The sequence below is a fragment of the Streptomyces griseorubiginosus genome, assembly GCF_017614965.1.
GTDB lineage: Bacteria > Actinomycetota > Actinomycetes > Streptomycetales > Streptomycetaceae > Streptomyces > Streptomyces griseorubiginosus_B.
In genome coordinates this window covers 1-15170 of record NZ_WVUG01000213.1, presented here as the reverse complement: position 1 = coordinate 15170, position 15170 = coordinate 1, and the positions used below count along the sequence as shown (strand labels likewise).

The 15170-nt window shown below is 70.7% G+C and carries 12 protein-coding genes; 8 read left to right on the top strand and 4 right to left on the bottom strand.

The genetic code is table 11. The features are described 5' to 3' along the window. The first annotated feature begins 164 nt into the window (after positions 1–164). The 6 genes from GRC12_RS30730 to GRC12_RS30705 all read left to right on the top strand — a co-directional run bounded on the left by GRC12_RS30730 (position 165) and on the right by GRC12_RS30705 (position 9969). Positions 165–953, top strand: coding sequence for an ABC transporter ATP-binding protein (locus GRC12_RS30730; protein WP_208782811.1), 789 nt, complete (start codon positions 165–167; stop codon positions 951–953). Then, positions 950–3529, top strand: a complete 2580-nt coding sequence (locus GRC12_RS30725) for an ABC transporter permease (RefSeq protein WP_208782810.1) — start codon at positions 950–952, stop codon at positions 3527–3529. The genes GRC12_RS30730 and GRC12_RS30725 overlap by 4 nt, the downstream gene beginning before the upstream one ends. Positions 3530–3806: 277 nt before the next feature. Next, the gene (mfd, locus tag GRC12_RS30720; protein WP_208782809.1) at positions 3807–7337 is read left to right on the top strand and encodes a transcription-repair coupling factor; all 3531 of its coding nucleotides are present in this window, start codon (positions 3807–3809) and stop codon (positions 7335–7337) included. Between the two features lie 186 nt (positions 7338–7523). Beyond that, on the top strand, positions 7524–8189 hold the full coding sequence (locus GRC12_RS30715; RefSeq protein WP_208782808.1) for a DUF4097 family beta strand repeat-containing protein: 666 nt from the start codon (positions 7524–7526) through the stop codon (positions 8187–8189). Between the two features lie 32 nt (positions 8190–8221). Further along, complete coding sequence (locus GRC12_RS30710; protein WP_208782807.1) at positions 8222–9193, top strand: ATP-binding cassette domain-containing protein; 972 nt, start codon at positions 8222–8224, stop codon at positions 9191–9193. Further along, entirely contained in the window at positions 9190–9969 is a 780-nt protein-coding gene (locus tag GRC12_RS30705) for an ABC transporter permease (protein ID WP_208782806.1), read from the top strand. The genes GRC12_RS30710 and GRC12_RS30705 overlap by 4 nt, the downstream gene beginning before the upstream one ends. Positions 9970–9977: 8 nt before the next feature. Here the strand turns inward: GRC12_RS30705 and GRC12_RS30700 are convergent, their stop codons facing one another. Together GRC12_RS30700 and GRC12_RS30695 are read right to left on the bottom strand one after the other, a co-directional pair. Beyond that, entirely contained in the window at positions 9978–10736 is a 759-nt protein-coding gene (locus GRC12_RS30700; protein ID WP_208782805.1) for an SDR family NAD(P)-dependent oxidoreductase, read from the bottom strand. A 98-nt stretch (positions 10737–10834) separates the two neighbouring features. Continuing rightward, entirely contained in the window at positions 10835–11020 is a 186-nt protein-coding gene (locus tag GRC12_RS30695) for an antitoxin (RefSeq protein WP_133045916.1), read from the bottom strand. A gap of 194 nt (positions 11021–11214) precedes the next feature. On the opposite strand from GRC12_RS30695, the gene GRC12_RS30690 reads away from it, so the two are divergent. Beyond that, positions 11215–11928 carry an HNH endonuclease family protein gene (locus GRC12_RS30690; RefSeq protein WP_208782812.1) on the top strand — a complete coding sequence of 238 codons (714 nt, stop codon included), beginning with the start codon at positions 11215–11217 and terminating at the stop codon, positions 11926–11928. A gap of 6 nt (positions 11929–11934) precedes the next feature. Here the strand turns inward: GRC12_RS30690 and GRC12_RS30685 are convergent, their stop codons facing one another. Beyond that, a complete protein-coding gene (locus GRC12_RS30685) occupies positions 11935–12756 on the bottom strand; it encodes a hypothetical protein (RefSeq protein ID WP_208782804.1) in 822 nt (273 codons plus the stop codon). Positions 12757–12839: 83 nt separating this feature from the next. Continuing rightward, on the bottom strand, positions 12840–13460 hold the full coding sequence (locus GRC12_RS30680) for a hypothetical protein (protein ID WP_208782803.1): 621 nt from the start codon (positions 13458–13460) through the stop codon (positions 12840–12842). A gap of 215 nt (positions 13461–13675) precedes the next feature. Here GRC12_RS30680 and GRC12_RS30675 point away from each other — a divergent pair. Then, the coding region (locus GRC12_RS30675; RefSeq protein ID WP_208782802.1) for an N-6 DNA methylase at positions 13676–15170 on the top strand (1495 nt) is incomplete at its 3' end.

Below are 15170 nucleotides of genomic sequence, written 5' to 3'. Positions count from 1 at the left end.
CGGTTCACCGAACCGGCGGGGGTGGGGTTTACCCCCGTACAAGAGGGTGCCGAGCACCAGCGCGCGGGACCCCTCTTCGACGCCAGACTCATCGACGTAGCGATCCGCACAGCTCATCCGCAGGCAGCCCGGTGTCATCGGCTGCCCGACATAGGAGACTTACCATGACTTCGGCCGTGACCATTCCCAGGCACGGGGGCACTGGAGGACGGACGGCCGTCGCCGCGCGGGCGCGGCAGGTCGTCAAGGCGTACGGGGCCGGGGAGACCCGCGTCGTCGCCCTCGACCATGTCGACGTGGACATCGCCCGCGGCCAGTTCACCGCGATCATGGGCCCCTCGGGGTCCGGCAAGTCCACCCTGATGCACTGCCTCGCCGGGCTCGACACCGTCACCAGCGGGCAGATCTACCTGGACGAGACCGAGATCACCGGGCTGAAGGACAAGAAGCTCACCCAGCTGCGGCGGGACCGGATCGGGTTCATCTTCCAGGCGTTCAACCTGCTGCCCACGCTGAACGCGATCGAGAACATCACGCTGCCGATGGACATCGCGGGCCGCAAGCCGGACCGGCAGTGGCTCGCGCGCGTGGTGGACACCGTCGGCCTCGCGGACCGGCTCAAGCACCGGCCCACCCAGCTCTCCGGCGGACAGCAGCAGCGCGTCGCCGTGGCCCGCGCGCTGGCCGCCCGACCCGAGATCATCTTCGGTGACGAGCCGACCGGAAACCTCGACTCGCGCGCGGGAGCCGAAGTGCTGGGCTTCCTGCGGCAGTCCGTGGACGAGCTCGGGCAGACCATCGTCATCGTCACGCACGACCCGGTCGCCGCCTCCTACTCGGACCGCGTGCTGTACCTCGCCGACGGCCGGATCGTCCACGAGATGTACAAGCCGACCGCCGAGGCCGTCCTGGACCGTATGAAGGACTTCGACGCCCGGGGGCGTACGTCATGACCGTCATGAAGACGTCGATGCGCAACTTCTTCGCGCACAAGGGGCGCATGGCCCTCTCCGCGATCGCCGTGCTGCTGTCGGTGGGCTTCGTCTGCGGGACGCTGGTGTTCACCGACACCATGAACACCACCTTCGACAAGCTGTTCGCGGCCACCTCCTCCGATGTCACGGTCAGCGCGAAGGGCGCCTCGGACAGCGGTGAGACCACCTCCGACAACGGCAAACCGCCGGTCATGCCGGCCTCCGTGGTCGCCCGGGTGAAGTCGGCGCAGGGCGTAGAGGCGGCGGAGGGGACCGTCTTCTCGACCTCGGTGACCGTCGTCGACGCCAAGAAGGACAACCTCTCGCCCTCCAGCGGCGCCCCGACCATCGTCGGCAGCTGGAACGGCAACGACGCCCGCACCATGAAGATCACCTCCGGTGCGGCGCCCCAGGGCTCCGACCAGGTGATGGTCGACGCGGACACCGCCGACAAGCACCACCTCAAGCTCGGTGACTCGCTGGCCGTGATCAGCGCGGTCGGCACGCACGAGGCGCGGATCTCCGGCATCGCCTCCTTCCAGGTCACCAACCCCGGCGCGGCGATCTTCTACCTGGACACCAGGACCGCCCAGCAGACGCTCGTCGGGAAGACCGGTGTCTTCACCAACGTCAACGTCACCGCCGCCTCCGGGGTGAGCGACGACCAGCTGAAGCGGAACGTGGTCTCGGCGCTCGGCACCCACTACAAGGTGCAGACCGCCAAGGAGACCGCCGACGCCAACCAGAAGGACGTCGAGAGCTTCATGAACGTCATGAAGTACGCGATGCTCGGCTTCGCCGGGATCGCCTTCCTGGTCGGCATCTTCCTGATCATCAACACCTTCTCCATGCTGGTCGCCCAGCGGACGAGGGAGATCGGCCTGATGCGGGCCATCGGCTCCAGCCGCAAGCAGGTCAACCGGTCGGTGCTGGCCGAGGCGCTGCTGCTCGGCGTGACCGGCTCGGTCCTCGGCGTCGGCGCGGGCGTCGGACTCGCGGTCGGCCTGATGAAGATCATGGGCCAGTTGGGCATGCACCTGTCCACCGCGGACCTCACGGTCGCCTGGACCACCCCGGTCGTCGGTCTCGTCCTCGGCGTCGTCGTCACCGTCCTCGCCGCGTACCTGCCCGCCCGCCGGGCCGGCAAGGTCTCCCCGATGGCCGCGCTGCGCGACGCCGGCGCCCCCGCCGACGCCAAGGCCGGTGCCGTACGGGCCGTGCTGGGCACGCTGCTGACCGCCGGCGGCGGCTTCGCCCTCTACCTGGCCGCCTCCGCCGACAAGGCGACCGGCGGCTCGCTCTGGCTGGGCCTGGGCGTGGTGCTCTCCCTGATCGGGTTCGTGGTGATCGGCCCGCTGCTCGCGGGCGGTGTCGTCCGGGTCCTGGGCGCCGTGCTGCTGCGGGCCTTCGGACCGGTCGGGCGGATGGCCGAGCGCAACGCGCTGCGCAACCCGCGCCGTACGGGCGCCACGGGCGCCGCCCTGATGATCGGGCTCGCGCTGGTCGCCTGTCTGTCGGTGGTCGGCTCCTCGATGGTCGCCTCGGCGACGGACCAGCTCGACAAGACCGTCGGCACGGACTTCATCATCCAGTCCGACAGCGGCCAGATGATCACCCCGCAGGCGGTCAGGGCCGTGAAGTCGACGCCGGGCCTGAAGCGGGTCACCGAGTACAAGACGACCGAGGCCGACTACACCACCCCGGACGGCAGGACGCTCAAGGACACCGACATCACGGCGGCCGACCCGACGTACGCGACGGACCTGCGGGTCAAGACCGTCGCCGGGAACCTCAAGGACGCCTACCTGCCCGACTCGATGTCGGTGCACGAGAAGTTCGCCAAGGCGCACGGCGTCCACCTGGGCTCGAAGATCCGCATCGCCTTCAAGGACGGCGCCACCGCGAACCTGACGGTCCGGGCCATCACCAGCAACGACGGGCTGATCGACGCGGGCTCGAAGTACACCTCCATCGCGACGCTCGCCAAGTACGTGCCGGCCGAGAAGATGCCGCTGGACCAGCTGGTCTTCGCCACCGCCAAGGACGGGCAGCAGGACACGGCGTACAAGTCGCTGAAGTCCGCGCTGCACGACTACCCGCAGTACAAGGTGCGCGACCAGACCGACTACAAGCAGGCCCTCAAGGATCAGATCGGGCAGCTGCTCAACATGATCTACGGGCTGCTGGCGCTGGCGATCATCGTCGCGATCCTGGGTGTGGTGAACACACTCGCCCTCTCGGTGGTCGAGCGGACCCGGGAGATCGGCCTGATGCGGGCCATCGGTCTCTCCCGCCGCCAGATGCGCCGGATGATCCGCATGGAGTCCGTGGTCATCGCCCTCTTCGGCGCCCTGCTCGGCCTGGGCCTCGGCATGGGCTGGGGCGCGACGGCCCAGAAGCTCCTCGCCCTGGAGGGCCTGAAGGTCCTGGAGGTCCCCTGGCCCACGCTGATCACGGTCTTCCTCGGCTCCGCGGTCGTGGGCCTGGTCGCCGCCCTGATCCCGGCCTTCCGGGCGGGCCGGATGAACGTCCTGAACGCGATCGCCACCGAGTAGGGAAGCCACGGGGGGCAGTCACGGGGGGGGGTACGACCACCGCACACGGGGGTTGCGGGGGAGAGCCCGGCGCCGGGAAGTCCTTGGGGGGACGTCCCGGCGCCGGGTCTTTCGTATCCCCAGCCGTGTCCACAGCCCGACAGCCCCAGCTGTGTCCACAGGCCGACATCCACAGGCCCCGGCACTACCGCGGAGCGCGACGTACCCTGGGAACCCCCGGCCCGCCACGCGTGTCGGGTGGTTCGCGTTGCCCGCCCCCGGACGAAAGCCGCACCGAATGAGCCTGCACGGTCTGCTCGACGCCGTCGTCAAGGACCCCGCCCTCGCCGAAGCGATCAGAGCGGGGGCCGACGGCAACCGCATGCACGTCGACCTGGTCGGACCCCAGGCGGCCCGCCCCTTCGCGGTCGCCGCTCTGGCCCGCGAGACCGGCCGCCCGGTGCTGGCGGTGACGGCCACGGGACGGGAGGCGGAGGACCTGGCGGCCGCCCTGAGGTCGCTGCTGCCGCCGGAGGGGGTGGCGGAGTACCCGTCCTGGGAGACGCTCCCGCACGAGCGGCTCAGCCCCCGCAGCGACACCGTGGGCCGTCGGCTGGCCGTCCTGCGCCGCCTCGCCCACCCCCGCCCCGACGACCCCGAGACCGGACCGGTCTCCGTGGTCGTGGCGCCCGTACGGTCCGTGCTGCAGCCGCAGGTCAAGGGGCTCGGGGACCTGGAGCCGGTCGCGCTCAGGACCGGGCAGACCGCCGATCTGAACGAGGTCGTGGAAGCCCTCGCCGCCGCCGCGTACGCGCGCGTGGAACTCGTCGAGAAGCGCGGCGAGTTCGCCGTACGAGGCGGCATCCTCGACGTCTTCCCGCCCACCGAGGAGCACCCCCTCCGCGTCGAGTTCTGGGGCGACGACGTCGAGGAGATCCGCTACTTCAAGGTCGCCGACCAGCGGTCCCTGGAGGTCGCCGAGCACGGCCTGTGGGCACCGCCGTGCCGCGAACTGCTGCTCACCGAGGACGTCCGCGCACGCGCGCGTGCCCTCGCCGAGGAGCACCCGGAGCTGGGCGAGCTCCTGAACAAGATCGCCGAGGGCATCGCGGTCGAGGGCATGGAGTCCCTGGCCCCCGTCCTCGTCGACGACATGGAGCTGCTCCTGGACGTGCTCCCCAAGGGCGCCATGACGGTCGTCTGCGACCCCGAGCGGGTCCGCACGCGTGCCGCCGACCTCGTGGCCACCAGCCAGGAGTTCCTGCAGGCATCCTGGGCGGCCACCGCGGGCGGCGGCGAGGCCCCCATCGACGTCGGCGCGGCCTCCCTGTGGTCCATCGCGGATGTCCGCGACCGGGCGCGTGAGCTGGACATGATGTGGTGGTCCGTCTCGCCCTTCGCGGCCGACGAAGAACTCGATGCGGACACCCTGAAGCTCGGCATGCACGCCCCCGAGACCTACCGCGGCGACACCGCCAAGGCGCTCGCCGACACCAAAGGCTGGCTCGCCGACGGCTGGCGCACGGTGTTCGTCACCGAGGGCCACGGCCCGGCGGCCCGCACGGTCGAGGTGCTGGGCGGCGAGGGCATCGCCGCGCGCCTCGACATCGAACTCGGCGCGATCGCGCCGTCCGTCGTGCACGTGGCGTGCGGCTCGATCGACTACGGCTTCGTGGACCCCGCGCTGAAGCTGGCCGTCCTGACCGAGACCGACCTCTCGGGGCAGAAGGCGGCCGGCAAGGACGGCGCCCGGATGCCGGCCCGCCGCCGCAAGACCATCGATCCGCTCACCCTGGAGGCGGGCGACTACATCGTCCACGAACAGCACGGCGTGGGCCGGTACATCGAGATGGTGCAGCGCACGGTGCAGGGCGCCACCCGCGAGTACCTGGTCGTCGAGTACGCCCCCGCCAAGCGCGGCCAGCCCGGCGACCGCCTCTACATCCCCACCGACCAGCTGGAGCAGATCACCAAGTACGTCGGCGGCGAGGCCCCCACCCTGCACCGCCTGGGCGGCGCCGACTGGACCAAGACCAAGGCGCGCGCCAAGAAGGCGGTCAAGGAGATCGCGGCCGACCTGATCAAGCTCTACAGCGCGCGGATGGCGGCGCCCGGCCACGCCTTCGGCTCGGACACCCCCTGGCAGCGCGAGCTGGAGGACGCCTTCCCCTACGCCGAGACCCCCGACCAGCTCACCACCATCGCCGAGGTCAAGGAGGACATGGAGAAGTCGGTCCCGATGGACCGCCTGATCTGCGGCGACGTGGGCTACGGCAAGACGGAGATCGCGGTGCGGGCCGCCTTCAAGGCGGTCCAGGACGGCAAGCAGGTGGCGGTCCTCGTACCGACGACCCTGCTGGTCCAGCAGCACTTCGGGACCTTCAGCGAGCGCTACTCCCAGTTCCCGGTCACCGTACGGGCGCTCAGCCGCTTCCAGACGGACACCGAGGCGAAGGCGGTGCTGGAGGGCCTGCGGGAGGGCTCGGTGGACGTCGTCATCGGCACCCACCGGCTGTTCTCCTCCGAGACCAAGTTCAAGGACCTGGGCCTGGTCATCGTCGACGAGGAGCAGCGCTTCGGCGTCGAGCACAAGGAGCAGCTGAAGAAGCTGCGCGCCAACGTGGACGTGCTCACCATGTCCGCGACGCCCATCCCGCGCACCCTGGAGATGGCGGTCACCGGCATCCGCGAGATGTCCACGATCACCACCCCGCCGGAGGAGCGCCACCCGGTGCTCACCTTCGTCGGCCCCTACGAGGAGAAGCAGATCGGCGCCGCCATCCGCCGTGAACTGCTGCGCGAGGGCCAGGTCTTCTACATCCACAACCGCGTCGAGTCGATCGACCGGGCCGCCTCCCGGCTGCGCGAGATCGTCCCCGAGGCGAGGATCGCCACGGCCCACGGCCAGATGTCCGAGCAGACGCTGGAGCAGGTGGTCGTCGACTTCTGGGAGAAGAAGTACGACGTCCTGGTGTCGACCACGATCGTCGAGTCCGGCATCGACATCTCCAACGCGAACACGCTGATCGTGGAGCGCGGCGACAACTTCGGCCTCTCCCAGCTGCACCAGCTGCGCGGCCGGGTCGGCCGTGGCCGCGAGCGCGGTTACGCCTACTTCCTGTACCCGCCGGAGAAGCCGCTGACGGAGACCGCCCACGAGCGTCTGGCGACCATCGCCCAGCACACGGAGATGGGCGCGGGCATGTACGTGGCGATGAAGGACCTGGAGATCCGCGGCGCGGGCAACCTGCTCGGCGGCGAGCAGTCCGGCCACATCGCGGGCGTCGGCTTCGACCTGTACGTCCGCATGGTCGGCGAGGCGGTCGCGGACTACCGGGCCTCCCTGGAGGGCGGGGTGGAGGAGGAGCCGCCGCTGGAGGTCAAGATCGAGCTCCCCGTCGACGCCCACGTCCCGCACGACTACGCCCCCGGCGAGCGGCTGCGCCTGCAGGCCTACCGGGCCATCGCCTCCGTCAACACGGAGGAGGACATCACCTCCGTGCGCGAGGAACTCGTCGACCGCTACGGCAAGTTGCCCGAGCCGGTCGAGAACCTGCTGCTGGTGGCCGGGCTGCGCATGCTCGCCCGCGCGTGCGGGGTCGGCGAGATCGTCCTGCAGGGCAACAACATCCGCTTCGCGCCGGTGGAGTTGCGCGAGTCGCAGGAGCTGCGCGTCAAGCGCCTGTACCCCGGGTCCGTCATCAAGCCGGCGGTGCGTCAGGTCCTCGTACCGCGCCCCAAGACGGCGAAGGTGGGCGGGAAGCCGCTGGTCGGGCGCGAACTGCTCGGCTGGGTGGGGGAGTTCCTGACGTCGATTCTGGGGTCGTAGCGTTCAGCGCTTGCCCATTGCAACGGACGGCGGGGTGGTTGTTGCGTTAAGGCGTTGCCCAGTGCAACGATTTATGGCATCTGACCTGCATAAATGAATTCTGTGCGCAACAACTACGTTGAAGGATTATTGAATGCAACGTAGCGTTTCCTGTGTCAGAAACAGTGATCGACACAGGAGCGCATCATGCAGAAGTTCGACAGCCCCGCCCCCGTCTCCGCCGTCCTCGACATCCCCGCGGGCCGCGTCCAGTTCATCGCCTCCGACCGGACCGACACCGCGGTCGAGGTCCGGCCCGTGGACGCCTCCCGGAGCCGGGACGTGAAGGCGGCGGAGAAGACCGAGGTCGGCTACGCCGACGGCGTCCTGCGGATCGCGGCCCCGGAGGCCGGCAACCAGCTCTTCGGCCCCTCCGGATCCGTCGAGGTGACCGTCCAGCTGCCCGCCGGTTCCCGGGTCGAGGCCAGGACGTCCAGCGCCGAACTCCGCGGAGTCGGCCGCCTCGGTGACGTCACCTTCGACGGCGCCTACCGCCGGATCAAGCTCGACGAGGCCGCGAGCGTCCGCCTCACCGCCGTCGACGGCGACGTCGAGATCGGCCGCCTCGGCGGCTCGGCCGAGATCAGCACCGCACGGGGCGACATCCGCATCGCCGAGGCCGCCCGCGGCACGCTCGTCCTGAGCACCCGGTCCGGCGACATCTCCGTCGCCGCGGCCCGCGGAGTCTCCGCCTCCCTGGACGCCGGCACCTCCCAGGGCCGCGTCAGCAACGCCCTGATGAACGACGGCACGGCCGGACTCGACATCCGCGCCACCACCGCCAACGGCGACATCACCGCCCGCAGCCTGTAATCCGCAGCCGGAGAAAAGAGGGGGCACTTCTCATGACCGACCTGGCCATCGCGGCGAAGGGGCTGCGCAAGTCCTACGGGGACAAGGTCGTACTCGACGGCGTCGACCTGGCCGTACCCACGGGGACGATCTTCTCCCTGCTCGGCCCGAACGGCGCCGGCAAGACCACCGCCGTCAAGATCCTCTCCACGCTGATCGGCGCGGACGGCGGCGAGATCCGCGTCGGCGGCCACGACCCGGCCACCGATCCCCAGGCGGTACGGGCCGCGATCGGGGTGACGGGACAGTTCTCCGCCGTGGACGGACTGATCACCGGCGAGGAGAACATGCTCCTCATGGCCGACCTGCACCACCTGCCCCGCGGCGAGGGGCGGCGGGTGGCCGCCGAACTGCTGGAGCGCTTCGATCTGGTCGAGGCCGCGAAGAAGCCCGCCTCCACCTACTCCGGCGGCATGAAGCGCCGCCTGGACATCGCCATGACCCTGGTCGGCAGCCCCCGGATCATCTTCCTCGACGAACCCACCACCGGCCTGGACCCCCGCTCCCGGCACACCATGTGGCAGATCATCCGCGAACTCGTCTCCGACGGGGTGAGCGTCTTCCTCACCACCCAGTACCTCGACGAGGCCGACGAACTCGCCGACCGCATCGCCGTCCTGCACGACGGGAGGATCGCCGCCGAGGGCAGTGCGCAGGAGCTGAAGCGGCTCATCCCCGGCGGGCACATCCGGCTGCGCTTCAACGACCCGGCCGCCTACCGGGCGGCCGCCGCGGCCCTGGGCGAGGCCACCCGGCACGACGAGGCCCTCGCCCTGCAGATCCCCAGCGACGGCGGCCAGCGCGAACTGCGTGCCGTCCTGGACTGGTTGGACGCGGCCGACGTCGAGGCGGACGAACTGACCGTGCACACACCGGACCTGGACGACGTCTTCTTCGCCCTGACCGACACCCGCGGCGCCGGAACGGACGCCGGCACCGACAAGACCACGGAGGCCGCCCGATGAGCAACTCCCTCTCCCTCGCCGTCCGCGACTCCTCCACGATGCTGCGCCGCAACCTCCTGCACGCCCGGCGCTACCCCTCGCTCACCCTGAACCTGCTGCTCACCCCGGTCATGCTGCTGTTGCTGTTCGTGTACATCTTCGGCGGCGCGATGAGCGCGGGAGCGGGCCGCTCGGCCTACCTGGCCTACATCGTGCCCGGCATCCTGCTGATGACGATCGGCTCCACCGTGATCGGCACCGCGGTGTCGGTGTCCACCGACATGAGCGAGGGCATCGTCGCCCGCTTCCGCACCATGGCCATCCACCGCGGCTCCATCCTCGTCGGACACGTCGTCGGCAGCGTCCTGCAGTCGGTCATGAGCGTGGTCCTGGTCGGCGCCGTCGCCGTGGCGATCGGCTTCCGCTCCACCGACGCGGGCGTCCTGGAGTGGCTGGCGGCGTTCGGGCTGATCGTGCTCTTCGCCCTGGCCCTCACCTGGATCGCGGTCGGCATGGGCCTGGCCAGCCCCAACGCCGAGGCCGCCAGCAACAACGCGATGCCGCTGATCCTGCTGCCCCTGCTGTCCAGCGCCTTCGTCCCGCTGCACTCCATGCCCGGCTGGTTCCAGCCCATTGCCCGGTACCAGCCCTTCACCCCGGCCATCGAGACCCTGCGCGGACTCCTCCTCGGCACGCACATCGGCAACAACGGGTGGATCGCGGTCACCTGGTGCGCAGGTCTCACGGTCCTCGGCTACGTCTGGTCCACGTCGGCGTTCGACCGGGACCCCAAGTAACAGCACTTCTACGGAAAGAAGCGGCCGGCGCTCGGGTGATCCTGGGCGCCGTCCACGCATATGTTGGCGCCGTTGATCCCACCGGCGCGGGCCGACAGCAGGAAGCACGCCACGTCGGCCACCTCCCCCAACTCCACCAGCCGGCCGCGTGGGAAGTCCTCGCGCGCGAAAGCCTCGTACCGCTCGGGCCGGTTGTCCCGGAACCAGGCCCAGCCCCCGCCCTCGAACATCACCGAACCCGGACTGAGCGCGTTCACACGGATGTTGCGCGGCCCCAGCTCCTGGCCGAGTGTGGCGGCGAGATGGATCTCCGCCGCCTTCGCGGAGGCGTACGACGACTTCGGGCCCGGCTTCCACCCCGTGATCGACGCCACGACCAGCGCGCTGCCGCCGCCGCGCCGCTCGAAGTGCGGTACCGCGGTACGGATGGCGTGGGCGGCGTGCAGCACGTTCAACTCGTAGGTGCGCAGCCAGTCCTCGGGCGTCGAGTCCAGCAGCCCGCCCCCGTACGCCCCGCCGGCGTTCGCCACCAGCAGATCGAGCCCGCCCATCCGCTCGGCCGCCTCGTCCACCGCGCGGGCGAGCGCCTCCGGATCGCCGACGTCCGCCTGGACGCCGGGCAGTCCCGACGCCTTCAGCCGCTCGGGATCCCGTCCGCAGACGGTGACCTCAGCCCCCTCCTCCCGCAGCACCCGGCCGATCGCCAGCCCGATACCGGCGCTTCCCCCGGTGATGAAGGCCGTCTTCCCCGCAAGTCCCAGATCCATGGCGGGAGCCTGTCAGCCCGTGCGCGGGCGCTCAACCCGCTTGCCGTCGGGGCCGATTGACGCGCCGCCGGCCGCCCGCGGGGAAGGTGGTTCGCGCGTTACGGCTGGTCCGGCCGGTCGCGGTCCATGCCGAGCTGGCCCTCGATCCGCTGCTGCGCGTCGTCGACCTGGCTCTCGTACTTGTTGCCGGTCCTCTCGTTGGCCTTCCGTTCGGCGGCGTCGGACATGTCCTTCGCCTTGTCCTGCAGCTGACGGTTGCTCTTGAACCTGTCGAAGATGCCCATGCAGAGCTCCTTTGGGAGATGACTCAGCAACGACGATACGACCCATATGCGTGGTATGCCCACCGGAGTCCCCGGTGGTCTGGACCTCATGAGTGCCACCGCGCGCCCTGCGGCTACGGTGTGCGCGGCGCCGTACCAGGGAAGGCGCACCCTGCGGGGGCCGACCGGAGGAGCAAGGGGAGGGGCGCATCGTGATGCGTCTGAGGGGCGGGGCCGCGGTCGCCGTCGTACTGGTGTGTGCCGTCGCCGGATGCAAGGCGGAGACGCGGACGGGCTCGAGCGGACCGCAGGAGACCGGCGCCGGAGGGGGCGCGCTGAAGGCCGCCGAGTCGCTGACCGTTAAGGGGCGGGCCCCGAAGACCGGTTACGCCCGTGAGCGCTTCGGCACCGCCTGGGCGGACACCGACTCCAACGACTGCGACACCCGCGACGACATCCTCAAACGGGACCTCAAGGAGGTGAGGTTCACCAGCGGCAGCTGCAAGGTGTCGTACGGGCTGCTCCCGTCGGACCCCTACTCCGGCAAGGAGGTGACCTACCGGCGCGGCCGCAGCCTCGTCGACATCGACCACATCGTCCCGCTGTCCGACGCCTGGCAGAAGGGCGCCAAGTACTGGGACGCCCGCAAGCGCATAGCCCTCGCCAACGACCCGCTCAACCTCATAGCCGTCGACGCGAGCACCAACCGCTCCAAGGGCGACGGCGACGCGGCGACCTGGCTGCCGCCCAACAAGTCCTACCGGTGCACCTACGTTGCCGGGCAGGTCGCGGTGAAGAAGAAGTACGGGCTGTGGGTGACCGCCGCCGAGAAGTCCGCCATGGAGAAGGTGCTGGAGACCTGCCCCGGCCAGAAACTGCCCACCGGCGGCAACCCGACCGAGGCGCCGGCCCGTTTCCACGCGGACTGACCCGGGTCAGCCCCCGAGAGCGTCCAGGTCCACGATCTTGCCGGCCGGCTTCCGCGCCGGAACCGGCTGCTCGTAGTCGCTGAAGGTGAGGGAGCCGGCGTCCTTGGCCGTGCTGTCCAGACGGAGCAGGTAGGGCTTGCCCTCGGTGGCCACGTACAGGGTGTAACTCTCCTTGCCGTCCTTCACCTTCAGTACGACCGCCCGCGCGCCGTCGACCGTCGCCGTACCCGCGCGGGTCGCCGTCGGGTCCGCCGAACCGTCCGAAGAGCCGCCGCTGTCACCGGAGTTGACGTCCTCGGCGCCGCCGAGCACCGTGTCCAGGTCGCAGAAGCTCGCGATGTCCTTCGCGTCCGAGCCCTTGGCGGACATCTTGGCCCACTTCCCGGCCAGCAGGGCGACCGCGGCGTCGGTGTCCGCCTTGGACTCGCCCTTGCCCTGGGCGCGCAGGAACGCCTCGTCGTACTTCATGTACACCGTGTCGCCCGTCTTGATCAGGTCGGCCTTGCCCTGGCCGCCCATGCCGATCGTCCCGGCGCACTCGGTCTTCTTGTTCAGCGCCATGTCGAGACTGATCGTCCCGCTGCTCTCGTCGTCCTGGACGTCGCCCTTGAGGCGGAGCGAGGAGGCGCCGGTGGTGGCCGTCATGGCCCGGTCCGCGATCTCCGCGGCGCTCAGACCGGCGAAGGGGTCCTTGGGCCTGCTCGACGCGGGGGTGGCGGACGCCTTGCCGTCCGCCTTGTCCTGACCGGAATGCCCCGACTGGCAGGCGGTGAGTCCTGTGGTGGCCGCCGCGACGAGGCAGACGGCGGCAAGTGCGGTACGACGCATGACACTTCCTTGGTTACGACGGTGATGGTGATGGATGGTGAGGTGAGCGGCGGTGACTCGGGCGGCGGTTTGGGCCCGCTCGGTCAGCCGGTCTTCTTCCAGGTCTTGCAGCCGGTCGTCTTGAAGTAGGCGTCCGGGGCGTTGACGGTGACGACGGCCGTGCCGGTCACGTGGTTGTTCGCGATGACCGACCCGAGCGAGTGGTCGGCGTCCTTGGTCCGCTCCCAGTGGCAGGCGTCGTCGGCGTTGCCCGTGGAACGGTAGGTGCCAGGCGCGATGTCCGCACCCACTCTGAACATGCCGCCGTCGCCGGCCATGGCGGTGGCGGGTGTGCCCCTCGCCGTGGTGTCGACGGCCCGCCATTCCTTGCAGCCGCTGGATACGAAGAGTCCGTCGGTGGGCTCGACGGTGACGTAACTGGTGCCGGTCACATGCTCGTTGGCGAGCACCGTGTCCGTCCCACCCCTTACGTCCCTGGCGCGCTCCCAGTAGCAGGTGCCGTCGCCGTTACCGGTGGTGCGGTAGGTGCCGGGCTTGATGTCGGTCCCGACCCGGAAGTCGCCGTATCCCGCGAACGCGGCCTTGTTCTCGGAAGGGGCCCCGGGACGGGTGCCGGTGCCGTTGGCCCCGGCGTTCGCCGACACGACGCCGATGACCACGAACCCCACGACGGCGCCCAGCGCCACCTTGCCCTTCGTGCCCATGCCGATGTCTTCCCCCCTCGGACCTGCGACCGCCGCGTGTCGGCCATCGCTTGTTCGCCGGGTCAATAACAGCAGACAGTGTGAACCGAGTCAACACGGTTCACGCGAATGATTGCGTACACGGTGTGAAGGGGTAGATCTTGCGCACGCCGATATGCTCGGCGTCACACGTGCACGCGAGGGTGGCACGGGTCGGTCGACGAGGGGAGCCGGCGGTGCAGGACAACGCGACAGAGGTGACCGCCGCCGGGATCGCCCGGCTGGCCGGCGTCGGCCGGGCCGCCGTGAGCAACTGGCGGCGCCGCCACGCCGACTTCCCGAAACCGGTCGGCGGCACCGAGACCAGCCCGTCCTTCGCGCTGGCCGAGGTCGAGGCATGGCTGCGCAAGCAGGGAAAACTCGCCGAGGTGCCGTTGCGCGAGCGGGTCTGGCAGCAGCTCGCGGGCCATCCGGGCGGACCGGTCGCGGCGCTCATCCACGCGGGCTGCGCCCTGCTGCTCGTCCAGGACCGCCCGAGGGTCTGGCTGGAGGCGTCCGCCGGCTCGGACGAACGGCTGGCCGCGATGCTTCCGGAGGCGCTGGAGCCTGTGCTGGCCGGGCGGTTCTCGAACGGGATGGGCTCCGTGAGCGGCCCGAGGCTTGTGAACAGCCCGAGATCCGTGAGCGGTCGGAGGCCTGTGAACAGCCCGAGATCCGTGAGCGGTCCGGTGCCTGTGAATAGCCCGAGATCCGTGAACAACCCGGTGCCTGTGAACACCTTCCCAGCCGTTCACACCCCGAGCGGCCCCCAGCTCCTCCCCTCCGTCCCCCTCCTTCGCGCTGCCGCCGAACTCGCCGCCGAGCTGGGGGCGCGGCAGACGTTCGAGTTCCTGCTCGGCCGGCATCTCGACGCCAACCCGCGCCAGTACACGCTGACCCCCGCCGAACTCGCCGGTCTCATGGCCGACCTGGCCGGTCCGGCCCGCACGCTCCTCGACCCGGCCTGCGGCACCGGCGCCCTCCTGGGTGCCGTCGCCACCCGGCCCGACCAGGAGCTGTACGCCCAGGACAGCGCCCCCGACCTCGCCGCGCTCACCGCGCTCCGCCTCGCGCTGCACACCCGCGCCGGCGTGCGCTGCGCTGCCGGTGACTCCCTGCGCGCCGACGCCTTCCCGGAGCTGCGGGCCGACGCCGTCCTGTGCCACCCCCCGTTCAACGAGCGCAACTGGGGACACGACGAACTCGCCTACGACCCCCGCTGGGAGTACGGCTTCCCGGCCCGCAACGAGTCCGAGCTGGCCTGGGTCCAGCACGCCCTCGCCCGGCTGCGCGACGGCGGCACCGCCGTCCTGCTCATGCCGCCGGCCGCCGCCTCCCGCCGGTCGGGCCGCCGGATCCGCGCCGACCTGCTGCGCCGGGGCGCGCTGCGCGCCGTGGTCGCCCTGCCCGTCGGCGCGGCCCCGCCGTACAACATCCCGCTGCACCTGTGGGTGCTGCGCCGGCCCGACAGGGCGCCCGCGCAGCCCGAGGTACTGCTCGTGGACACCGGGCAGTTCGCGACGGAGGGGCGCGGAGGGCCCGACTGGCGGGCGGTGCGCGAGGCGGTCATGGGCGCCTGGAGCGCCTTCGACCGCGCGGGAACGCTCAAGGAGCGCCCCGGTCTCGCCCGCTCCCTCCCCGTCATCGACCTCCTGGACGACGACGTCGACCTCGCCCCGGCCCGCCACCTCC